The sequence below is a fragment of the Enterobacter cloacae complex sp. CDL013 genome (assembly GCF_049238805.1).
GTDB classification, from domain to species: Bacteria; Pseudomonadota; Gammaproteobacteria; order Enterobacterales; family Enterobacteriaceae; genus Enterobacter; species Enterobacter hormaechei_C.
Map to the genome: position 1 here is coordinate 323,632 of NZ_JBMKGT010000005.1, position 20,697 is coordinate 344,328.

Below are 20,697 nucleotides of genomic sequence, written 5' to 3' on the forward strand. Positions count from 1 at the left end.
GTCAGTCATGCCTGTAAATTGCATATGCTGGCTTTAATTCCCGGTATTCCTTTCCCGGATACATTGTTCGCTGAACAAAATCAGAGTACCAGACGCCGTTCCCACCATAGATGCAAGCGTGGCCATATGGGTGGTGCGCAGTGGGCTGGATCACCGCCACATCGCCCTCAACAGGCTCACCGTAAACCTGGTGGAAACCCGCCAGAATTAAATTGCTTTTCATATCCTTAGCATAATGCGTGTTCTGTAGATTAGCACCGCCGGCGCGAATGGATTTCGAAACAAATTCTGCACATCTTTTCTGGCTATACTGACCTGCATGCTGGCGAGCATGAACTGCGGCTTTATGGGCACTCCACATAATTTAATCCCTTATTGAATAAATGGTTAACAAGGGAAACATTACGCCGAAAAGGGATGAGTTTATGTAATTAATCATGATCGGAATTTAACCACTATCAGACTGATAAATAATGGTTAACTTATCCATCAAACGTCTTTATGCGCGCCCAGGTAAGGCAAAAAAGGATTAAAAAGAACCTGTCTTAAGGGGGAGGCATACGTAAAAAATGTATATGGCGCCTGGGTGTACTTTAGCTATCTTAAAAATAGGTATTTCCAATACAATTTTTATCATTGCCCGCCACCTTACCGCCTTTCTTATGAAATGCATTATTTATCAATGCATTGAACAAATCTAACCATCCCATCCGCATCCCGTTACAGGGTCTATGCTTAATGAAAGTAGCCAAAAAGGGCGGTTTAGCCCAAAGCCCCTGCTCGCAGGGGGTTGAAGTGATAATCGTTATCACTAACATGGTGTTATGCCCTGGTGGCTTATCAGATGAGGTGGACCTATGGAACTGCATTCAGAAACCTTCAATCCGGCCGATTTTGCCTGGCGTGGCTTAACGCTGACGCCCGCGGCGGCGGCGCATATTCATGAGCTGGTGGCAAAAAATCCCGACATCCTCGGCGTACGCTTAGGCGTTAAGCAGACTGGCTGCGCGGGATTTGGCTACGTGCTGGATACCGTAACCGAACCTGAAAAGGACGATCTGGTCTTTGAAACCGACGGTGCAAAGTTATACGTCGCACTACAGGCGATGCCGTTTATCGATGGAACCGAAGTCGACTACGTTCGGGAAGGTTTAAACCAGTTATTCAAATTTCATAACCCGAAAGCCCAGAACGAATGCGGCTGCGGCGAAAGCTTTGGGGTATAGGCGGTACTATGTCTCGTAATACTGAAGCAACGAGTGATGTAAACACCTGGAGCGGCGGACACCTCAACTATAAAGAGGGTTTCTTCACGCAGCTGCAAACCGATGAACTGGCGAAAGGCATCAACGAAGAGGTCGTGCGCGCCATTTCGGCGAAACGTAACGAGCCGGAGTGGATGCTGGAGTTTCGCCTGAGCGCATTCCGCGCGTGGCTGGAGATGGAAGAACCCCACTGGCTGAAAGCGCATTACGATAAGCTGAACTATCAGGATTACAGCTACTACTCCGCGCCCTCCTGCGGCAGCTGTGATGATACCTGTGCCTCGCAACCCGGCGCGGTACAGCAAACCGGTGCCGAGAACAGCTTCCTGAGTAAAGAGGTGGAAGAGGCGTTTAATCAGCTCGGCGTGCCCGTGCGCGAAGGCAAAGAGGTGGCGGTAGACGCCATTTTTGACTCCGTCTCGGTGGCAACCACCTACCGTGAAAAACTGGCGGAGCAGGGGATTATTTTCTGCTCCTTCGGGGAAGCCATTCACGATCACCCGGAGCTGGTGAAAAAGTACATTGGCACCGTGGTACCCAGTAACGATAACTTCTTCGCGGCACTGAATGCGGCGGTGGCGTCAGACGGTACCTTTATCTACGTGCCGAAAGGCGTGCGCTGCCCGATGGAGCTCTCGACCTATTTCCGCATCAACGCGGAAAAAACCGGCCAGTTTGAACGCACCATCCTGGTGGCCGATGAAGGCAGCTACGTTAGCTACATCGAAGGGTGCTCCGCTCCTGTGCGCGACAGCTACCAGCTGCACGCGGCGGTGGTGGAGGTCATCATCCATAAAGATGCGGAAGTGAAGTACTCTACGGTACAGAACTGGTTCCCGGGCGATGGTAACACCGGCGGTATTCTGAACTTCGTCACCAAGCGTGCGCTGTGCGAAGGCGAAAACAGCAAAATGTCCTGGACGCAGTCAGAAACCGGCTCCGCCATTACCTGGAAATACCCGAGCTGTATTCTGCGCGGCGACAACTCCATCGGTGAGTTTTACTCCGTGGCGCTGACCAGCGGTCATCAGCAGGCCGATACCGGCACCAAGATGATCCACATCGGTAAAAACACCAAATCGACCATCATCTCCAAAGGGATCTCTGCCGGTCACAGCCAGAACAGCTATCGCGGGCTGGTGAAAATCATGCCGACGGCAACCAACGCGCGTAACTTCACCCAGTGTGACTCCATGCTGATTGGCGCGGACTGCGGGGCGCATACCTTCCCGTATGTCGAATGCCGCAATAACAGCGCCCAGCTTGAGCATGAGGCAACTACGTCACGTATTGGTGAAGATCAGCTTTTCTACTGCCTGCAACGCGGGATCAGTGAAGAAGATGCGATTTCAATGATCGTTAACGGCTTCTGTAAGGACGTGTTCTCTGAACTGCCGCTGGAATTTGCCGTTGAAGCCCAGAAACTCCTCGCCATTAGTCTTGAACACAGCGTCGGTTAAGGAAAGCACATGTTAAGCATTAAAGATTTACAGGTTAGCGTGGAAGAGAAAGAGATCCTGCGTGGCCTCAATTTTGACGTCAAACCCGGTGAAGTTCACGCCATCATGGGGCCAAACGGCTCCGGGAAAAGTACGCTTTCAGCGACGCTGGCAGGACGCGAAGATTATGAAGTTACCAGCGGCTCCGTTGAGTTTAACGGCAAAGATCTGCTGGAGATGTCGCCGGAAGAGCGTGCCGGCGAGGGCATCTTTATGGCCTTCCAGTATCCGGTGGAAATTCCGGGCGTCAGCAACCAGTTCTTTCTGCAAACCGCGCTGAACGCGGTGCGCAAGTATCGCGGCCTTGAGGCGCTGGATCGCTTTGACTTCCAGGATCTGATGGAAGAGAAGATCAAGCTGCTGAAAATGCCGGAAGATCTGCTGACCCGCTCGGTAAACGTGGGTTTCTCCGGCGGTGAGAAGAAACGTAACGATATTCTGCAAATGGCGGTTCTGGAGCCAGCGCTGTGCATTCTCGATGAGACCGATTCAGGGCTGGATATCGATGCCCTGAAGATCGTTGCCGACGGGGTGAACTCCCTGCGTGACGGCAACCGCTCATTTATCATCGTGACACATTACCAGCGAATTCTGGACTACATCAAACCGGACTATGTCCACGTGCTTTACCAGGGACGCATTGTGAAATCCGGTGACTTTACGCTGGTTAAACAACTGGAGGAGCAGGGTTATGGCTGGCTTACCGAACAGCAGTAATGCACTTCAGCAGTGGCACCGGCTGTTTGAAGCGCAGGCTGGAGCGCGCTCTGAACAGGCTCAGCACCATCTCCAGCAGATGCTGCGTCTCGGTTTACCGACGCGTAAACATGAGAACTGGAAATATACCCCGCTGGATGGCCTGCTGAACGGCGAGTTTGTCACCCGTCTGGCGCAGGTCAGCCCCGGTCAGCGCGATGTGCTGGCGCTGAGTGTGGATGCCGTGCGTCTGGTGTTTGTAGACGGGCAGTTTCGTGAGGAACTCAGCGACAGCGTACAGGAGAGCGGGTTCGATATCGTCATTAACGATGAACGTCAGTCGCTGAACGCGCCCGTTCAGCCTGAAGTCTTCCTGCACCTGACAGAGAGCCTGTCGCAATCTGTCACCCATATTCGCGTTAAACGTAACCAGCGTCCGGCGAAACCGCTGCTGCTGATGCATATCACCCAGGGCGTTGCGGGTGATGAGATTAACACCGCCCACTATCGCCACCATCTTGAGCTGGCAGAAGGGGCGGAGGCGACGGTGATCGAGCATTACGTCAGCCTTAACGACACCCGTCATTTTACCGGTTCGCGTCTGACGATGAACGTGGCGGCCAATGCCCAGCTGCACCACATCAAGCTGGCGTTTGAGAATCCGCTCAGTCACCACTTCGCCCACAACGATATTCTGCTGGGCCAGGATGCCGCGGCGTACAGCCATAGCTTCCTGCTTGGCGGCGCGGTGCTGCGCCACAATACCAGCACCCAGCTGAACGGTGAAAACACTACGCTGCGTATTAACAGCCTGGCGATGCCGGTGAAGTCAGAAGTGTGCGACACGCGCACCTGGCTTGAGCATAACAAAGGCTACTGCAACAGCCGTCAGCTGCACAAAACCATCGTCAGCGACAAAGGACGTGCGGTGTTTAACGGCCTGATAAACGTGGCGCAGCACGCCATCAAAACTGACGGGCAGATGACCAACAATAACCTCTTGCTGGGACGTCTGGCAGAGGTGGACACCAAACCACAGCTGGAAATCTATGCGGACGACGTGAAATGCAGCCACGGCGCGACGGTCGGGCGTATTGACGATGAGCAGATGTTCTACTTGCGCTCGCGCGGGATAGACCAGCAGGCCGCGCAAAAGATGATTATTTACGCCTTTGCGGCTGAGCTGACGGAAGCGCTGCCCGATGGCGGACTTAAACAGCAGGTGCTGGCCCGTATCGGTCAGCGACTGCCTGGAGGCGAAGCATGACATTTCCCGTAGAGAAAGTCCGGGCAGATTTTCCGGTACTGACCCGTGAAGTGAACGGTCTGCCGCTGGCCTATCTCGACAGTGCGGCCAGCGCGCAAAAACCGAATCAGGTGGTGGATGCGGAAGCCGAGTTTTACCGCCACGGTTATGCGGCGGTACATCGTGGGATCCACACCCTGAGCGCCGAGGCGACCCAGCGCATGGAAAACGTGCGCACGCAGGTTGCAGCCTTCCTCAACGCGCGTTCGCCGGAAGAGCTGGTGTTCGTGCGTGGCACCACCGAAGGGATCAACCTGGTGGCTAACAGCTGGGGCAATGCGCAGGTGCACGCGGGGGATAACATCATCATCACCCAGATGGAGCACCACGCCAACATCGTGCCCTGGCAGATGCTCTGCGAGCGTGTGGGGGCGCAACTGCGGGTGATCCCCCTGAATGAAGACGGCACGCTCCAGCTGGAAAAGCTGGACGCTCTGCTGGACGACAGAACGCGGCTGGTGGCGGTGACCCACGTTTCAAACGTGCTGGGCACGGAAAATCCGGTGGCGCTGATCGTCGACAAAGCCCATCAGGTTGGTGCGAAAGTGTTGATTGATGGTGCCCAGGCGGTGATGCACCATGCGGTTGACGTTCAGGCCCTGGACTGCGATTTCTACGTCTTCTCCGGGCACAAGCTGTATGGCCCGACGGGCATCGGCGTGTTGTATGTGAAAGAGGACATTCTCCAGGCCATGCCGCCGTGGGAAGGGGGCGGGTCAATGATCGCCACCGTCAGCCTGACGGACGGCACAACCTACGCCCGTGCGCCCTGGCGCTTCGAGGCGGGTACGCCCAACACGGGCGGGATCATCGGGCTGGGCGCGGCCATTAGCTACGTCTCTGAAACGGGGCTGGCGGCGATTCAGGAGTACGAACAGCTGCTGATGCATTACGCCTTGCAGGAGCTGGTCAGCGTCCCGGACCTGACCTTATATGGCCCTGCTGACCGTCTGGGTGTGATAGCCTTCAACCTCGGCAAGCATCACGCCTATGATGTGGGCAGTTTCCTTGATAATTACGGCGTCGCCGTACGTACCGGGCATCACTGCGCGATGCCGCTGATGGCGTATTATCAGGTACCGGCTATGTGCCGCGCATCGCTGGTGATGTACAACACAACGGAAGAGGTCGACAGACTGGTGGCGGGACTAAAACGTATTCACCAGCTGCTTGGCTAACGGAGAGGCGAGAGATGGCAGATTTGCCGGACAGAGATAAATTGCTGCGCAACTTTGGGCGTTGCGCGAACTGGGAAGAGAAATACCTTTATATCATCGAACTGGGTCAGCGCCTGCCGCCGCTCAGCGAAGAGGCGCATAACCCGGACAACATCATTCAGGGCTGCCAGAGCCAGGTCTGGATCCTGATGCAGCAGACGGATGAAGGCGTAATTCAATTACAGGGTGACAGCGATGCCGCCATTGTGAAGGGGCTTATTGCCGTCGTATTTATTCTTTATCACCAGATGTCGGCGCAGGATATTGTCGCCTTTGACGTTCGCCCGTGGTTTGAAAAAATGGCCTTAACCCAACACCTCACCCCGTCCCGATCACAGGGACTGGAAGCGATGATCCGCGCCATACGCGCCAAAGCCGCAATCCTTAGCTAAACTGACAGAACAGCATTCATTCTGTTTCGCGGGGTGGTTTCCACCTCGCTGGTTTTTCAGCTTTCTGACGTTTGGTCAGTGAATAAGGAATCTCAGCATGAAGCGCGCGTCTCTAATAACTCTATTACTCCTTGGTTCGCTCAGTGCTGTTAATTCAGCCAGGGCGGTTGATTATCCTTTACCGCCCGCAGGCAGCCGCCTGATTGGGCAAAACCAGACATACACCATTCAGGAAGGGGACAATAAACTTCAGTCTATCGCTCGTCGGTTTAATACCGCCGCACAGCTCATCCTTGAAACCAATAATACCATTGCACCGGTGAATCCTGCGCCAGGAACGGTCATTACGATCCCTTCCCAGATGCTACTGCCGGACACCGAGCGTGAGGGCATTGTGGTGAATCTGGCGGAGCTGCGTCTTTACTTCTATCCGCCTGGCAAAAATATCGTGCAGGTCTATCCGCTGGGTATTGGTCAGCTTGGGCTGGAAACACCGGTCAGCACCACCCGTGTGAGTCAGAAAATCCCTAACCCTACCTGGACCCCCACAGCGGGCATCAGAGCGCGCTCACTGGCCCAGGGAATTAAACTGCCGCCTGTGGTACCCGCAGGGCCAAATAACCCGCTGGGGCGCTTTGCGCTTCGTCTGGGTATCGGGAATGGGGAATATCTTATTCATGGCACCAGCGCGCCGGACAGCGTAGGGCTGCGGGTCAGCTCGGGCTGTATGCGGATGAACGCGCCGGATATCAAAGCGTTGTTTGAGCAAGTGCGCGTCGGCACGCGGGTGCAGATTATCAATGAGCCGGTGAAGTTCTCCATCGAGCCGGACGGCAAACGTTATATCGAAGTGCACAGGCCGCTGGCGCAGGCAGAGGGCGAAAACCCACAGACGGTGCCGTTCACGCACTCGGCGGCGTTTACCGCTTTTGCAGCGGAGTCAGGTAGCGATAAAACGCTTATCGATAAAGCCCTGGCGCGCAGAGCCGGGATCCCGGTTGCCGTTTCAACAGGCAATGGTTCGTCAGCCAGCAATTCTGTCCTGTCGGTTCAGAACAGTCGTGTCTCAGCGGCGGTGGCGGAAGACGAGGGAGAGAAAGCGCTTCAGTAGAGGTTTGACGAAGGCAAAAAAAATGGCGCACAATGTGCGCCATTTTATTAACAGGTACTATTACTTACGGTATTTAGTAGCCTGGTTGTCCAGACGCTGGTTAGCGCGAGCTGCGTCGTCTTTAGCAGCCTGAACGTCGGAACGCATTGCGTTCACGTCGTTGCTCAGCTGGTCAACTTTAGCGTTCAGAGTCTGAACGTCAGAAGACAGCTGATCGATTTTAGCGTTGCTGGAGCAACCTGCCAGCAGAGTAGAACCCAGGATTACCGCGCCCAGTACCAGTTTAGTACGATTCATTATTAATACCCTCTAGATTGAGTTAATCTCCATGTAGCGTTACAAGTATTACACAAAGTTTTTTGGGTTGAGAATATTTTTTTGATGGGATTACGCCTATTTTTGATCGTTCGCTCAAAGAAGCAACGAAATCGGCAATTTTGACGAAAAAGCTATGTTAAAAAAGGCATTTTTCATCGGATTCATCTTAGATAAATCGCGATTAAATAGAAAAACCCGATTTGCTTTTTGAATAGTTCTGGTTAAAGGCGGGAATAAAAAAGCGCCCCGAAGGACGCTTTTTAACAAAACAATAATTTGTTCGTGAAATATTACAGCACGTGGACAGATGCCGTGTTGGTGGTGCCGCTTGGAACCAGCGCGCCAGAAACCATAACCACCACGTCGCCTTTCTGAGCCAGGCCACAATCAACCAGTTCCAGAGCCACTTCTTTACCCAGACGATAGAAATCATCGGTAGAGGCAATCTCTTTCACCAGGTGTGGGATTACGCCTTTGCTCAGCACCAGCTGACGCGCGGTGGTTTCGTTGGTGGTCAGCGCCAGAATGGTCGCATCCGGGAAGTATTTACGCACGGCACGCGCAGATTTACCGCCCTGGGTCGCCACGACAATCAGCGGGGCTTCCAGTTTCTCGGCGGTTTCTACCGCACCACGGCACACGGCTTCGGTGATGCGCAGTTTACGGCTGTCGTTGTTGTAATCCAGACGGCTTTTCATCACGCGGTCGGTACGCTCACAGATGGTCGCCATGATGCTGACCGCTTCCAGAGGGTATTTCCCTTTTGCAGATTCGCCAGACAGCATAACGGCATCGGTACCGTCGAGGATGGCGTTCGCAACGTCGCCTGCTTCAGCGCGGGTAGGGCGTGGGTTTTTGATCATGGAGTCCAGCATCTGCGTTGCGGTGATAACCACTTTACGCGCGCGAACACATTTCTCGATCATCATCTTCTGCGCGAAGATCACTTCTTCAACCGGGATTTCAACGCCCAGGTCGCCACGCGCTACCATGATACCGTCAGACGCTTCGAGGATTTCGTCGAAGTTGTTCAGGCCTTCCTGGTTTTCGATCTTGGAGATGATCTGGATGTTCTCGCCGCCGTGCGCTTTCAGGTGCTCACGGATCTCAACCACGTCAGAACGTTTACGGATAAAGGAGGCAGCAACGAAGTCCACGCCTTGTTCGCAGCCGAAGATCAGGTCTTGTTTGTCTTTTTCAGCCAGCGCTGGCAGAGCAATGGACACACCCGGCAGGTTGACGCCTTTGTTTTCGCCCAGATCGCCGTTGTTCAGCACTTTACAGATAACTTTGTTACCTTCGATAGCGGTCACTTCCATGCCGATCAGGCCGTCATCTACCAGCACGGTGTTGCCAACAGACAGGTCGCTGGTGAAGCCTTCGTAGGTCACGGCAACGATTTCGTTATTACCCACAACGGATTTGTCGGTGGTGAAGGTGAAGGTCTGGCCCGCTTTCAGGGAAACGTCGTTACCGCCTTCCAGTTTGATAGTGCGGATTTCAGGACCTTTGGTGTCGAGCAGGATTGCCGCTTTTTTCCCGGTCTTGCTCATCACGTTGCGCAAGTTCTGGATACGCTGGCCGTGTTCAGCATAGTCGCCGTGGGAGAAGTTCAGACGCATCACGTTCATGCCGGCATCCAGCATTTTGCTCAGCATCTCTTCGGATTCGGTTTTCGGGCCGATAGTACAAACAATTTTCGTCTTTTTCATGACAGTCTTAGTCTTTAAGTTGGGAAGGATATGGAAATCTCGCTCCGGGGGCGCACCGCCGCGGAGTCAAACCTGTGTTGCGAAAGAGTATATGACACGCACTAAGAATAGGTGACATCAAATGAGCGTGCAGAAGAAAGTGTGCCTGAGTGCCAGCCCAACGAAGGAGAGGAGAAGTTGTACGTTGTTTTTTGTATTCCAAGCGCTGAAACCATTCACCAGGGATTTGGCGCGCATTATACGCTGATTTACAGTAAAAAGGAAAATGGAAACAGCGTTTCAAAAACAATCTGTGCAGATTCACATAAGTTTGTTATCAAGGCGTTAAGGCCTAATGTCATCTTATGACGGCAGGCGCAACGCCCGCCGTTTTTTGCTCACTTTTTCAGCGCTTGTTTAAGGTCGGCGATCAGATCCTTCGCATCTTCAATCCCCACCGACAGGCGGATAAGCTGCGGCACAATGCCGTTTGCAAGACGCTGCGCCAGTGGAATGGAGGCGTGGGTCATGCTGTAGGGCTGGCTCACCAGACTCTCCACACCGCCAAGGCTTTCCGCCAGGGTAAAGAGCGTAAGATGACGGATCACCTCTGTCGCGCGCTGCGCATCGCCTTTAATCACAACGGAGATCATGCCGCCCGGCAGCGCCATTTGTCTGCGGGCCAGCGCATACTGGGGATGTGATGCCAGCCCGGGATAGAACACGCTGTCTACCTGCGGATGCTGCTCCAGCCATTGCGCAATCGCCAGCGCATTGGCGCTGTGCTTCTCAACGCGCAGTGAGAGGGTGCGAATGCCCCGCAGCGTCAGGAAGCTGCTGAACGGATCCAGAACGCCGCCAATCGCGTTTTGCAGATAGCCCAGACGCTCCGCCAGATCCTTATTCGACCCCACAACAGCCAGCCCGGCAACCACGTCTGAATGACCGTTGAGATATTTGGTGGCGGAGTGGACCACTATGTCGAACCCCGCCTCCAGCGGCCGGTGAATGACCGGGGAGGCGAAGGTATTATCCGCCACGCTGATCGCATTATGGCGCCGGGCAATGTCCGCGATGGCCTCCAGGTCGGCCAGTTTCAGCAGCGGGTTCGTTGGCGTTTCCACCCAGATCATGCGCGTGTCCGGGCGAATGGCGGCCTCAAGTCCGGCTACATCGTCCGGCTTAACCCAGCTCACCTGTAACCCGGTGCTGCGCTTGCGCACGTTTTCGATCAGGCGATACGTACCGCCATACACGTCGTCAATGGCGACGATATGGCTGTCTTTATCCAGCAGTTCGAGCACGGTGGAAATGGCCGCCAGCCCTGACGCGAAGGCGTACCCGCGCGTGCCGCCTTCCAGTTCGGCGATGGCGGTCTCCAGCGCATGGCGGGTTGGGTTGCCGCTCCGGGAGTATTCGTAGCCGGTATGTTCACCCGGTGCCGGTTGCGCAAACGTCGACGTGGCGTAAATTGGCGGCATCACGGCGCCGTGCGGGTCGTGATACTCACCACTGTGAACGCTGAGGGTGGCCAGGTTTTTCATCTTTTGCTCCTTTTATTTTGTCAGGCGGTTACGCCAGGCGGTGAGTACGTCACTGCGTGTGATCAAACCCAGAAAGCGGTTTTCGTCATAAATAATCGCCACCAGGCCACGGTCAAAGATGGCGTACAGGGCGCTCTCCGGGGCCTGCTTATCCAGATATTCAACCTGACGCGTCATGGCCGCCGTCACGGGGAGGGAGAAGCGATCGGCATCTCCCCCGATGTGTCGCAGCAGGTCCCACTCGTCGATGATGCCGACGACCTTGTTGTCATCGAGCACCGGCAGTTGAGAGATGTCGTACAGGCGCATGCGGGCCAGCACGGTAGAAAGCGTGTCGTCCGGGGCGGCAGTCACCGTCGCGCCTTCATCGTGGCGCAGGGCAATATAGTCCGAGAGATCGCCTGCCTGCGGACGCGAAATCAGCCCCTGCTGGCGCATCCAGTCGTCATTGAACATCTTCGAGAGGTATTTATTGCCGCTGTCGCAGGCGAAGGTGACCACACGTTTTGGCGTAGTCTGCGCCTGGCAATATTTCAGCGCTGCCGCCAGCAGCGTGCCGGTGGAGGAGCCTGCCAGGATCCCTTCCGTTTTTAGCAGATCGCGGGCGGTGGTGAACGCCTCGCGATCGGTAATGCGCCAGGCGCGGTTAACCCCCTCGATGTGCGCCAGCGGAGGAATAAAGTCTTCGCCAATCCCTTCAACCAGCCACGAGCCGGCATCGTGATAGCGTCCGGTCTCAACCTGGTCCGCCAGTACCGACCCGGCCGGATCGGCAAGCACAAATTCCGTCTGCGGCGAATGTTCTGCAAACCACGCCTGTAAGCCGCCCAGCGTACCGCCGGACCCCACGCCGACGACGATGGCATCGATCTGGCCGTCAAGCTGTTCAAACAGTTCCGGTGCGGTAGTGGTGCGATGCGCCAGCGGATTGGCCGCGTTACTGAACTGGTCGATATAAAACGCGCCTGGCAGTTCATTCGCCAGCCGCAGGGCATAATCCTGATAATAGGCCGGATGCCCTTTGTTCACATCCGAGCGGGTCAGCACGACCTGCGCCCCTAACGCGCGCAGGTGGAAAATCTTCTCGCGGCTCATTTTGTCCGGCACCACCAGGATCAGCGAGTAGCCCTTCTGCGCCGCAATCAACGCCAGCCCCAGGCCGGTGTTCCCCGCCGTAGCTTCAATAATGGTGCCGCCGGGCCTTAGCTGGCCCGTACGCTCGGCTTCGTTAATCATCGACAGCGCGACGCGGTCTTTAATCGAGCCGCCGGGATTCTGGTTTTCCAGCTTCAGAAACAGCGAGCAGGGGCCGGTGTCCAGCTTGTGCAGCTGGATGAGCGGCGTACGGCCAATCAGTTCGGTGACGGAGTGGTAAAGCGTCATGGTCATGTCCTGTGAAGAGGTGATGACCGGATGATAGAACCATGAAATTTTCTCAATAAAGAACGTTTCACCAGGTTTAAGAACAGAAAGGAATAATCCTTGTGTTTTCAGATGGAAAGACAGCAAGACGTAAAGTTGTCCGGATGTGAGGATGGCTAAATCCGCATAAAGTGCTGCAAAATTAACCGATTTCGCCGGGTGAGTGTGACCTGATATGCAAATGGCAGATAATTATTGCTGATATTCATCTAAATGCTTTTTCACCCGCCAGTTCGCTGCTTATTCCGCAGAATTATAAGAAATTCTTTTTTGGTCATTTAAAAGCTGATAACGGCTGTTTACTATCTTTTGGACATCCATACTGCTAAACCGCTATATGCGTAACGGATAACGAATAAGAATGATCGTACTCAGCAATATTTCGAAGGTCTTTGACAACGGGAAGCTGGCGCTGACAGCCGTTGATAACGTCAACTTGACGATAGAACAGGGACAGATTTACGGGATCATCGGTTACAGCGGGGCCGGGAAAAGTACGCTGATCCGTCTGCTGAACGGTCTGGAAAAGCCCAGCGCCGGCAGCGTCACCATTAACGGTCAGGATATCTCCGCCGCGAAGGGAGAAGCGCTGCGTCAGGCACGCCTGAAAATCAGCATGGTGTTCCAGCACTTTAATTTGCTCTGGTCGCGCACGGTGAAGGAAAACATCGCCTTTTCAATGCAAATTGCCGGTGTGCCAAAAGCGCAAATTCAGGCTCGCGTTGCCGAGCTGGTGGAGCTGGTCGGCCTGAAGGGACGCGAGAATGCTTACCCGTCGCAGCTGAGCGGCGGGCAAAAACAGCGTGTGGGCATTGCCCGCGCGCTGGCCAATCATCCGGACGTACTGCTGTGTGATGAAGCCACCTCGGCGCTGGATCCACAAACCACCGATCAGATCCTCGATCTGCTCCTGGACATTAACCGTCGCTTTAACCTGACCATCGTACTCATTACGCATGAGATGCACGTGGTGCGCAAAATCTGCGACCGCGTGGCGGTTATGGAGAACGGTAAGGTGGTGGAAGAGGGGGACGTACTGAGCGTGTTTACGCATCCGCAGCAGCCGATCACCCGGCAGTTTGTCCGCCAGGTGAGCCAGTACGCGGAGGAAGAGACCTTCAATACCGAACTGGCAAACGATCTGGAAGGCACGGTAATCAGGCTGACCTTCACCGGGCACAGCACGCACAGGCCGATCGTCGGTGAACTAACCCTGCGCTACGGCCTGCCGTTTAACATTCTGCACGGCAAAATGACGCAAACCGCCCACGGTGTTTTCGGCCAGCTCTGGGTGCACGTGGTGGCATCGGATGAACAACTGAACAATATCCTCGCCGACCTGAAGCAAAGCGATATTGAAGGCGAGGTAATCAAGCATGGCTGAACAACTCTTTCCGCACCTGAAGTGGGATCAACTTTGGGCTGCAACCCAGGAGACGCTCTACATGACTGCGCTTTCCGGCGTGGCGACGTTTGTTTTGGGGATCGCGCTCGGTCTGGCGCTGTTTCTAACCGCCCGCGGCGGGTTATTCCACAACCGCACGGTCTACAGCGTGATGTCGATTGTGGTGAACGTGTTCCGCTCGATTCCGTTCATTATTCTCATTGTTCTGCTGATCCCGTTCACCAAGACCGTTGTGGGGACCATTCTTGGCGCTAACGCCGCGCTGCCCGCCCTGATTGTGGGCGCGGCGCCGTTCTACGCCCGTCTGGTCGAGATTGCCCTGCGAGAAGTGGACAAAGGGGTCATTGAGGCCACGCGTTCGATGGGCGCGCGGCTGAGCACGTTAGTGTTTCGGGTTTTATTGCCGGAATCCTCACCCGCACTGGTTTCAGGTATGACGGTGACGCTGATTGCGCTGGTGAGCTACAGCGCAATGGCAGGGGTGATAGGTGCCGGCGGTTTGGGAAATCTGGCTTATCTGGAAGGTTTCCAGCGCAACCATGGTGACGTCACGCTGGTGGCAACGGTGACCATTCTGATCATCGTGTTCATTATCCAGTTCTGCGGCGATGCCATTACTTCACTGTTAGATAAACGCTAATAAATACACACAGGAACCACATCATGAAAAAGACACTGACACTGATCGCCGCCGCAACCCTGAGCGCCCTGAGCTTTGCCTCCTGGGCGGACACGCTCACCGTGGGGGCGTCCAATACCCCCCACGCGGAAATTCTGGAGCAGGCTAAGCCGATTCTGGCGAAGCAGGGGATCGATCTGGAGATTAAACCCTTCCAGGACTACATACTGCCAAACACTGCGCTGGCGGGGCATGACATTGACGCCAACTATTTCCAGCACATCCCTTACCTGAACAGCGTGCTGAAAGATCACGCGGGCGATAAGGATTATGATTTTGTCAGTGCGGGCGCAATCCACATTGAGCCGATCGGTATCTATTCAAAAAAATACAAATCGCTGAAGGATCTGCCGGAAGGCGGCAAAATCATCATGCGTGATGCGGTTTCCGAGGAAGGGCGTATTCTCTCTATCTTCGAAAAAGAGGGCGTGATCAAGCTGAAGCCGGGCATCGATAAAGTGACCGCGCGCATCAGCGATATCGTGGAGAACCCGAAAAAGCTGCAATTTACCCCTAACGTCGAAGCGTCTCTGCTGCCGCAGATGTACAACAACGACGAAGGTGCTGCGGTGGTGATCAACGCCAACTACGCGATTGATGCTGGCCTGGATCCGGTCCACGATCCAATTGCGGTTGAAAGCGGTGAGAATAACCCGTACGCCAACATCATTACCGTTCATCGCGGTGACGAGAAGAAGAAGGATATCGTCGCGCTGGTGAACGTGCTGCACTCCAAAGAGATTCAGGACTGGATCCGCACCAAATACAAAGGCGCAGTCATCCCGGTTAACAACTAATCGACTGATTTTCCAGACGAAGCCCGGCGAACAACACGCCGGGCTTCTTTTTTGTATCCAGCCGACGAATGATTTAAGCTGACGGTTTAGGGCAACGGAGTGATGGCAATGGGCAATGTGACCAAAGACGAAGCGCTGTACCAGGAGATGTGTCGGGTGGTAGGCAAGGTCGTTCTCGAAATGCGTGATTTAGGGCAGGAGCCGAAACATATTGTCATTGCGGGCGTACTGCGTACCGCGCTGGCGAACCAGCGCGTTAAGCGCAGTGAGTTGACCACCAAAGCGATGGAAACGGTGGTTAAAGCGCTGGCCGGCTAACGCGCCAGCGCTTCGCGAGCAGCTCAAGCGAGCAGCAGAGCAGGTAATAGATCACACCCGTAAAGATAAAAATGGCCGCCGGGTAAATTTGCACCCGGTTGTTGACCTGTCCCGCCACCGTGGTCAGTTCAGGAACGTTCACGATAAACGCCAACGACGTATCCTTCAGCAGGCTGATAAAAATCCCCACCAGCGACGGCAGAATATTTCTCAGCGCCTGCGGCAGCAGCACGCGCCACAGCGTTTGCTGCGTACTGAACCCTTGAGAAAGCGCGGCCTCATTCTGGCCCGACGGTAGGGCTCTCAGTCCGGCTAATACCGAATGCATCACCGCAGCCGCGGTAAACCAGGCCAGCGCCAGCGTGACGGTCGTCGCGCCAGGGAGATCCCTGCCGGTTATCAGCGGCAGCAGATACCACATCCAGAATATTACGAAGATCAGGGGGATCCCGCGAATCAACTCTGCCCACGCAAACAGCGCACTGCGCACCACGCCGGGATAGCGCCAGGCGACGCATGCCAGCACAATCCCGCCGGGCAGGGCAAGCGCGGCGGCGCCAGCGGCCATCAGCAGTGAGAGCAGTACGCCGCCGGGTTCTCCCGCAATCGCACGTCCCCAAAGCAGATAATCCAGGTTTTCGACAATAACGTTAAATCCGGGGATCATGATTTTTCCTCCCTGAATGGGGGCCGAGGCGCACCAGCACGCTCCCCGTCACCATCCCGGTAAGTAAGTAGAGCACCGTACCGACGGTAAAGGCTTCCAGGGCATGGGCGTTGTAACTTTCTATCTGGCGGACCTGGTAGGTCAGTTCGGCGAAGCCAATTCCGCTCGCGAGTGAGGAGAGCTTCATCAGGTTAAGGTACTGGCCAACGACGGGTTGCCAGGCGTTAGCGAGCCCCTGTGGCAGAAGAATGTAGCGAAACAGACGCCATGAGGAAAATCCCTGGGCGAGCGCCGCCTCCCGTTGCCCGGCAGGTACGGAACGGAGCCCCAATTCGACTTCTTCAATTAAAAACGCCGAGGTAAATACGCCTAACCCCCAGGTGGAGCATAAAAATTCAGGCGTAAACCACCAGACGTCACCGGGCAGAATGGACCAGCTGTGGTCTGCGTTCACCGCGTCACGCAGCCCCTGCGGCAACCCGTTCCAGGCGGCGAAATACCAGAACAGCAGCTGTACCAGCAGCGGCGTATTGCGAAACAGCGATACCCAGCCGCTGACGATCAATGTCCCGAAACGTCCCCCGGAAAGCCGCAAAAGCATAAAGAACAAGGTGAGCAGGCTGGCCAGCATAATCCCCGCCAGCGTCACCCACAGAGTGGTGAGAAATCCGGAGAGGAGCCAGTGCAGGGGCTGTCCGGCCAGCACCCCCTGCCAGTCCAGAGCGGGCATTACGGTTGCTCCTGATGCAGCGGATCCAGCACTTTTTGCAGGAACCGCCTCGCACGCGGATGCGACGGTTGGTTGAAAAATTGCGCCGGGGGCGTGGTTTCCAGAATGTGTCCACCGTCGATAAAGACGATTCGATCGGCAATTTCCCGGGCGAACTGCATCTCATGGGTGACGACAATCATGGTGATCCCGCTGTGGGCAAGGGCTTTCATCACCAACAGCACTTCGCCAATCATCTCCGGGTCGAGTGCCGACGTTGGCTCGTCAAAGAGAATGATTTGCGGCGACGAGGCCAGAGCGCGGGCAATCGCCACGCGCTGCTGTTGTCCGCCGGAAAGTTCAGCAGGGTAGCGGTGCGCCTTCTCCAGCATGCCGACCTTCTCCAGCAGCGCCAGCGCGCGCTCCTGGGCGGGCAGGTGTTTCCAGCCGTGAACGTGCTCCAGTGCCAGGGTGATGTTCTGGCTGGCGGTAAGGTGGGCATAGAGATTGAACTGCTGGAACACAAACCCGACGCGGCTGCGTAACTGACGTAGCCTGCTGCCGGAAAGCTGTCCGGTCGGCTTGTGGTCGACCAGAATCTCCCCGCCGCTCAGGCTTTCAAGCTGGTTGATAAGCCGAATCAGGGTCGATTTTCCGGAACCCGAAGGGCCGAGAATGGCAACCACTTCACCCGGCATGATGGTGAGATTAATGTCGGTTAAAACCGGATGGTCGCCGTAGCGTTTGTCCACATGGCGAAACTCAACGCTGGCCTGTTCCAGACGTGAAAAATCCGCGGCATTGGCCGCGGAGTGCGAAAATAAACCTGAGAGCATATTACCGGGCTTCTATTTTAAAGTTACGAGGCTGTGGAGCAGGGGTGCCTGGACCGAACCAGACGTCATAGATTTTTGCCGCCTGGCCGTTTTTCTCCAGGTTAACCAGCTCATCGTTAACGGCTTTCAGCAGCGCCGTTTCACCCTTTTTCACCCCCACGCCAATCTCTTCTTTACTGAGCAGGTCGGGCAGGATTTTGAAGTCGGCTTTATCCGGCGCCTGCGCCAGCAGACCAGCCAGAATGGTGCTGTCCTGGGTAATGGCCTGCACGTTGCCATTGCGCAGTGCCGTCAGCGCCAGCGGGATGTCATCGTAAGAGAGGACGCGGGACTGCGGAAAACGCTGGTGCAGCGCCTGTTCACCCGTCGTACCTTTTACGGCGCCAATGCGTGCCCGGCTATAGTCATCAAGCTTGTCCGGTGATTTTACCGGGACCAGGAACTGCTGGCCGGTGACGAAGTAAGGCGTCGAGAAATCAATGACCTGTGCGCGTTCCGGGGTGATGGTGATATCCGCCACGATGAGATCCGCTTTTCCGGACTGTAGCAGCGGAATGCGGTTAGCCGGATTGGTGGCGACCAGTTCAAGCTTGACGCCGAGCGATTTCGCCAGCGCTTTGGCGAAGTCCACATCGTAACCCACGATCTCATGCGTTTTGGCATCAATCGAGCCAAAGGGTGGATTAGCATCAAATGTGGCCACTTTCACCACGCCTGCTGCCTTGATATCCGCCAGCCGATCGGCCTGCGCCTGCGCTGAAACCAGGCCCCAGGCTGCCACTAATCCCAGAACCTGCGCCCGTTTTTTAAACCCTTTCATTTTTGCAGCCATAGTCATACGCCATCCCGTTGTTTTTGTTTTACCCCGTTACGCTCCCATAAGGGAAAGCTATCGCCAAATAAGAAATCGTTCTTTGCTATGAGAAAAAAAGCATGAGTGAACAAGGTGTTAAAGAAGAGAGCAGACGGTGGGGCGCTATTTGCAGATCCTGCACATCGACAGTGGATTTTGATATTTCCCCCCGGCGCAATTTGGGTGTTTAACTGAGGACAGGTTAAGCGAGAAGGGTAATGACGATGAAAAAATGGATAAGCACGTTACGGCGGTTTTTTGCGCCCCGACCAGCGAATGCGGAGAACAGCGCGCAACGTGTTCTTGAGTCAATACTGCCTGTCGCCAGCCTGTATGGCGTGGACGTAGCCAACATCGACCCGGAGTGGTTCCATGATAAAACGTCACGCTGAACTGCGCCGGACGCGCGAAATGTACTGGAATGAGTTGTGCGTGGTGCCTGTAAAGCGAGGATGAAGGGAAAAATACCCAGGCTAATCCTCGGTAATTGATGGCCGTTTTGTTACCACTATCTCCTTTCACAGATGGAGATAATAATGAAACGGACAGTATTAACCCCCGCGCTTTCTGCCACCGCACTTCTGCTTACCATGCAGGCGGCACACGCTGGTCCACAGGCACATGTTGTATGCAGTTATTCCCACACCCTCGGCGATGATGCCATTATGATGTTCGGCATGCCCAACGAGGCTATGCTGCACGATTTTTTTGGTAACGTGCATACGGATGCTTACTCCAGCTGTGAATCGCTGCGTACCCAGGAAAAGACCACCTGCGATAACAAAGCAGACAGCTCGGCCTACTGGGCTCCGTCGCTAAAATTGCCGGACGGAACGGTGGTCAAACCCGCCTATCAAAAAACCTATTATCAAGCATCGAACGTTGACGCCTGGCCGCTGCACCCGTTCCCGGCGGGGCTGTCGCTGCTGGCGGGCGATCACCACGGCACCGCGCAAAATCCGCATATCACCTTTTTATGCGCCAATGGCAAGGGTTACACCACCAGAACGGGTGAAGTCTGCGGCTTACGCAAGGCGAAGGATGCCGTGCAGTTTAATATCGGCATTCAGTTCCCGAACTGCTGGGACGGGGTCAACCTGAAGCCCGCCCACGGCCTGGCTAACGCCACCTACGATACGAAAGGACAGTGTCCGTCCGCCTTCCCGGTGAAGATCCCGACGGTGAACATGAATATTGCGTACGTGCTCCCGACAATTAGCTCTCTGGATACCAGTAAAGTCCAGCTTTCCCTCGACCCCATCATGCATGGCAGTGAGCGTGAAGAGCGGTGGGGTAGCCTGTATACGGCACATGCTGACTTCATGAACGGCTGGACGGAAGATGCCGCGCGCTTTATGACCGACCTGTGCATGAACCGCGGAATGGATTGCGGCACCACCGTGCCGTATGGTTATTCAAAAGCGAAGGCCAACGTCTGGCTCAGCAGCATGGAACCCGCACTTTCACAGCCCGATCCCCAGGTCTTACTGGTGCAGGATAACTGGAAGAACGGTGGACGCACGAAAAACAGCGAAACATTGTCGCTGGTGAAGTTCCACATTCCACCGCTGCCTGCCGGACAGGATCCTGCCCAGTTTAAATACCGCGTAAGAATTTTTGGCGGGAAAGTGGAAACCAACGGCGCGGATCAAATCTTCTTCTATCCGGCGAGTAACGACTGGGATCCGGCCACCGTAAGCTGGCATTCACGACCGTCCTGCAACTACCGCTCGGATGCGGTGCTTTACCTGAACCACTCCCGCGAATACCGGATGGTGGACGTGGATAAAGCGGTGCGTAAGGCGCTGGCAGAAGGGAAGACCGAAATTTCGTGGTATATCGGTGGCGATCGTCAGGGAAATCACTATCAGTTTGAGACGGGGTCATCTCCACAAAGCCTGATTCTGATGCTGACCGGGTTTAGCAAAACGCCGGAGATCTGATATCGGGTAGCAAAAGGCATCCATAAAAA

Annotated in this window: 23 protein-coding genes; 13 read left to right on the plus strand and 10 right to left on the minus strand. The window is 55.2% G+C overall.

What is annotated here, in order from left to right; genetic code table 11:
- Position 1: 1 nt before the first annotated feature.
- On the minus strand, positions 2-361 hold the full coding sequence (locus ACOTXD_RS12225; protein WP_017693570.1) for a hypothetical protein: 360 nt from the start codon (positions 359-361) through the stop codon (positions 2-4).
- A gap of 496 nt (positions 362-857) precedes the next feature.
- Between ACOTXD_RS12225 and sufA the strand changes: the two genes are divergently transcribed.
- From sufA to ldtE, 7 genes are all read left to right on the plus strand, one after another.
- Positions 858-1,226 carry a Fe-S cluster assembly scaffold SufA gene (sufA, locus tag ACOTXD_RS12230; protein ID WP_003857741.1) on the plus strand — a complete coding sequence of 123 codons (369 nt, stop codon included), beginning with the start codon at positions 858-860 and terminating at the stop codon, positions 1,224-1,226.
- Positions 1,227-1,234: 8 nt separating this feature from the next.
- Positions 1,235-2,725, plus strand: a complete 1,491-nt coding sequence (gene sufB, locus ACOTXD_RS12235) for a Fe-S cluster assembly protein SufB (protein ID WP_003857739.1) — start codon at positions 1,235-1,237, stop codon at positions 2,723-2,725.
- 9 nt (positions 2,726-2,734) lie between these two features.
- Entirely contained in the window at positions 2,735-3,481 is a 747-nt protein-coding gene (gene sufC / locus ACOTXD_RS12240; RefSeq protein ID WP_003857736.1) for a Fe-S cluster assembly ATPase SufC, read from the plus strand.
- Positions 3,456-4,727: a Fe-S cluster assembly protein SufD gene (gene sufD / locus ACOTXD_RS12245; protein WP_045346418.1), complete on the plus strand. Its 1,272-nt coding sequence runs from the start codon at positions 3,456-3,458 to the stop codon at positions 4,725-4,727. The genes sufC and sufD overlap by 26 nt, the downstream gene beginning before the upstream one ends.
- Positions 4,724-5,944, plus strand: a complete 1,221-nt coding sequence (gene sufS, locus ACOTXD_RS12250) for a cysteine desulfurase SufS (protein WP_061856174.1) — start codon at positions 4,724-4,726, stop codon at positions 5,942-5,944. The genes sufD and sufS overlap by 4 nt, the downstream gene beginning before the upstream one ends.
- Positions 5,945-5,958: 14 nt before the next feature.
- Entirely contained in the window at positions 5,959-6,375 is a 417-nt protein-coding gene (sufE, locus tag ACOTXD_RS12255) for a cysteine desulfuration protein SufE (RefSeq protein ID WP_015570705.1), read from the plus strand.
- A gap of 97 nt (positions 6,376-6,472) precedes the next feature.
- The gene (gene ldtE, locus ACOTXD_RS12260; RefSeq protein WP_061856173.1) at positions 6,473-7,486 is read left to right on the plus strand and encodes a L,D-transpeptidase LdtE; all 1,014 of its coding nucleotides are present in this window, start codon (positions 6,473-6,475) and stop codon (positions 7,484-7,486) included.
- Between the two features lie 60 nt (positions 7,487-7,546).
- On the opposite strand, the gene lpp is transcribed toward ldtE, so the two are convergent.
- The 5 genes from lpp to ACOTXD_RS12285 all read right to left on the minus strand — a co-directional run bounded on the left by lpp (position 7,547) and on the right by ACOTXD_RS12285 (position 12,422).
- Positions 7,547-7,783: a murein lipoprotein Lpp gene (gene lpp, locus ACOTXD_RS12265; protein WP_001082307.1), complete on the minus strand. Its 237-nt coding sequence runs from the start codon at positions 7,781-7,783 to the stop codon at positions 7,547-7,549.
- 311 nt (positions 7,784-8,094) lie between these two features.
- Positions 8,095-9,516, minus strand: a complete 1,422-nt coding sequence (gene pykF, locus ACOTXD_RS12270) for a pyruvate kinase PykF (RefSeq protein ID WP_003857687.1) — start codon at positions 9,514-9,516, stop codon at positions 8,095-8,097.
- 7 nt (positions 9,517-9,523) lie between these two features.
- On the minus strand, positions 9,524-9,820 hold the full coding sequence (locus ACOTXD_RS12275) for a hypothetical protein (protein WP_418249985.1): 297 nt from the start codon (positions 9,818-9,820) through the stop codon (positions 9,524-9,526).
- Positions 9,821-9,893: 73 nt separating this feature from the next.
- Positions 9,894-11,039, minus strand: a complete 1,146-nt coding sequence (locus tag ACOTXD_RS12280; protein WP_061856172.1) for a trans-sulfuration enzyme family protein — start codon at positions 11,037-11,039, stop codon at positions 9,894-9,896.
- Between the two features lie 12 nt (positions 11,040-11,051).
- Positions 11,052-12,422, minus strand: coding sequence for a pyridoxal-phosphate dependent enzyme (locus ACOTXD_RS12285; protein WP_022650925.1), 1,371 nt, complete (start codon positions 12,420-12,422; stop codon positions 11,052-11,054).
- A gap of 400 nt (positions 12,423-12,822) precedes the next feature.
- Between ACOTXD_RS12285 and ACOTXD_RS12290 the strand changes: the two genes are divergently transcribed.
- From ACOTXD_RS12290 to fumD, 4 genes are all read left to right on the plus strand, one after another.
- On the plus strand, positions 12,823-13,845 hold the full coding sequence (locus tag ACOTXD_RS12290; RefSeq protein ID WP_022650926.1) for a methionine ABC transporter ATP-binding protein: 1,023 nt from the start codon (positions 12,823-12,825) through the stop codon (positions 13,843-13,845).
- Positions 13,838-14,506, plus strand: a complete 669-nt coding sequence (locus ACOTXD_RS12295; RefSeq protein WP_045332075.1) for a methionine ABC transporter permease — start codon at positions 13,838-13,840, stop codon at positions 14,504-14,506. Before ACOTXD_RS12290 ends, ACOTXD_RS12295 begins: the two co-directional genes overlap by 8 nt.
- 23 nt (positions 14,507-14,529) lie before the next feature.
- Positions 14,530-15,342, plus strand: a complete 813-nt coding sequence (locus tag ACOTXD_RS12300) for a MetQ/NlpA family ABC transporter substrate-binding protein (RefSeq protein WP_003857677.1) — start codon at positions 14,530-14,532, stop codon at positions 15,340-15,342.
- Between the two features lie 108 nt (positions 15,343-15,450).
- Complete coding sequence (gene fumD / locus ACOTXD_RS12305; RefSeq protein WP_003857676.1) at positions 15,451-15,660, plus strand: fumarate hydratase FumD; 210 nt, start codon at positions 15,451-15,453, stop codon at positions 15,658-15,660.
- Here fumD and ACOTXD_RS12310 read toward each other — a convergent pair.
- From ACOTXD_RS12310 to ACOTXD_RS12325, 4 genes are read right to left on the minus strand one after another with little or no spacing between them, the layout of a single operon-like run.
- Positions 15,641-16,327, minus strand: a complete 687-nt coding sequence (locus ACOTXD_RS12310; RefSeq protein WP_003857674.1) for an amino acid ABC transporter permease — start codon at positions 16,325-16,327, stop codon at positions 15,641-15,643. The genes fumD and ACOTXD_RS12310 overlap by 20 nt on opposite strands.
- Positions 16,311-17,057, minus strand: a complete 747-nt coding sequence (locus ACOTXD_RS12315; protein WP_061856171.1) for an amino acid ABC transporter permease — start codon at positions 17,055-17,057, stop codon at positions 16,311-16,313. Before ACOTXD_RS12315 ends, ACOTXD_RS12310 begins: the two co-directional genes overlap by 17 nt.
- Positions 17,057-17,872: an amino acid ABC transporter ATP-binding protein gene (locus ACOTXD_RS12320; protein WP_061856170.1), complete on the minus strand. Its 816-nt coding sequence runs from the start codon at positions 17,870-17,872 to the stop codon at positions 17,057-17,059. Before ACOTXD_RS12320 ends, ACOTXD_RS12315 begins: the two co-directional genes overlap by 1 nt.
- A 1-nt stretch (position 17,873) precedes the next feature.
- Complete coding sequence (locus ACOTXD_RS12325; RefSeq protein ID WP_048241858.1) at positions 17,874-18,704, minus strand: ABC transporter substrate-binding protein; 831 nt, start codon at positions 18,702-18,704, stop codon at positions 17,874-17,876.
- Between the two features lie 245 nt (positions 18,705-18,949).
- Here ACOTXD_RS12325 and ACOTXD_RS12330 point away from each other — a divergent pair, with 245 nt between their 5' ends.
- Both ACOTXD_RS12330 and ACOTXD_RS12335 read left to right on the plus strand, forming a co-directional pair.
- Complete coding sequence (locus ACOTXD_RS12330) at positions 18,950-19,117, plus strand: hypothetical protein (RefSeq protein ID WP_032609053.1); 168 nt, start codon at positions 18,950-18,952, stop codon at positions 19,115-19,117.
- A gap of 144 nt (positions 19,118-19,261) precedes the next feature.
- The gene (locus tag ACOTXD_RS12335) at positions 19,262-20,668 is read left to right on the plus strand and encodes a DUF1996 domain-containing protein (RefSeq protein WP_061856169.1); all 1,407 of its coding nucleotides are present in this window, start codon (positions 19,262-19,264) and stop codon (positions 20,666-20,668) included.
- The last annotated feature ends 29 nt before the right edge of the window (positions 20,669-20,697 follow it).

Coding starts and splice junctions, on each gene's coding strand:
- ACOTXD_RS12225 (WP_017693570.1), bottom strand. CDS start 361: ATGTGGAGTGCCCATAAAGCCGCAGTTCATGCTCGCCAGCATGCAGGT.
- sufA (WP_003857741.1), top strand. CDS start 858: ATGGAACTGCATTCAGAAACCTTCAATCCGGCCGATTTTGCCTGGCGT.
- sufB (WP_003857739.1), top strand. CDS start 1,235: ATGTCTCGTAATACTGAAGCAACGAGTGATGTAAACACCTGGAGCGGC.
- sufC (WP_003857736.1), top strand. CDS start 2,735: ATGTTAAGCATTAAAGATTTACAGGTTAGCGTGGAAGAGAAAGAGATC.
- sufD (WP_045346418.1), top strand. CDS start 3,456: ATGGCTGGCTTACCGAACAGCAGTAATGCACTTCAGCAGTGGCACCGG.
- sufS (WP_061856174.1), top strand. CDS start 4,724: ATGACATTTCCCGTAGAGAAAGTCCGGGCAGATTTTCCGGTACTGACC.
- sufE (WP_015570705.1), top strand. CDS start 5,959: ATGGCAGATTTGCCGGACAGAGATAAATTGCTGCGCAACTTTGGGCGT.
- ldtE (WP_061856173.1), top strand. CDS start 6,473: ATGAAGCGCGCGTCTCTAATAACTCTATTACTCCTTGGTTCGCTCAGT.
- lpp (WP_001082307.1), bottom strand. CDS start 7,783: ATGAATCGTACTAAACTGGTACTGGGCGCGGTAATCCTGGGTTCTACT.
- pykF (WP_003857687.1), bottom strand. CDS start 9,516: ATGAAAAAGACGAAAATTGTTTGTACTATCGGCCCGAAAACCGAATCC.
- ACOTXD_RS12280 (WP_061856172.1), bottom strand. CDS start 11,039: ATGAAAAACCTGGCCACCCTCAGCGTTCACAGTGGTGAGTATCACGAC.
- ACOTXD_RS12285 (WP_022650925.1), bottom strand. CDS start 12,422: ATGACGCTTTACCACTCCGTCACCGAACTGATTGGCCGTACGCCGCTC.
- ACOTXD_RS12290 (WP_022650926.1), top strand. CDS start 12,823: ATGATCGTACTCAGCAATATTTCGAAGGTCTTTGACAACGGGAAGCTG.
- ACOTXD_RS12295 (WP_045332075.1), top strand. CDS start 13,838: ATGGCTGAACAACTCTTTCCGCACCTGAAGTGGGATCAACTTTGGGCT.
- ACOTXD_RS12300 (WP_003857677.1), top strand. CDS start 14,530: ATGAAAAAGACACTGACACTGATCGCCGCCGCAACCCTGAGCGCCCTG.
- fumD (WP_003857676.1), top strand. CDS start 15,451: ATGGGCAATGTGACCAAAGACGAAGCGCTGTACCAGGAGATGTGTCGG.
- ACOTXD_RS12310 (WP_003857674.1), bottom strand. CDS start 16,327: ATGATCCCCGGATTTAACGTTATTGTCGAAAACCTGGATTATCTGCTT.
- ACOTXD_RS12315 (WP_061856171.1), bottom strand. CDS start 17,057: ATGCCCGCTCTGGACTGGCAGGGGGTGCTGGCCGGACAGCCCCTGCAC.
- ACOTXD_RS12320 (WP_061856170.1), bottom strand. CDS start 17,872: ATGCTCTCAGGTTTATTTTCGCACTCCGCGGCCAATGCCGCGGATTTT.
- ACOTXD_RS12325 (WP_048241858.1), bottom strand. CDS start 18,704: ATGGCTGCAAAAATGAAAGGGTTTAAAAAACGGGCGCAGGTTCTGGGA.
- ACOTXD_RS12330 (WP_032609053.1), top strand. CDS start 18,950: ATGAAAAAATGGATAAGCACGTTACGGCGGTTTTTTGCGCCCCGACCA.
- ACOTXD_RS12335 (WP_061856169.1), top strand. CDS start 19,262: ATGAAACGGACAGTATTAACCCCCGCGCTTTCTGCCACCGCACTTCTG.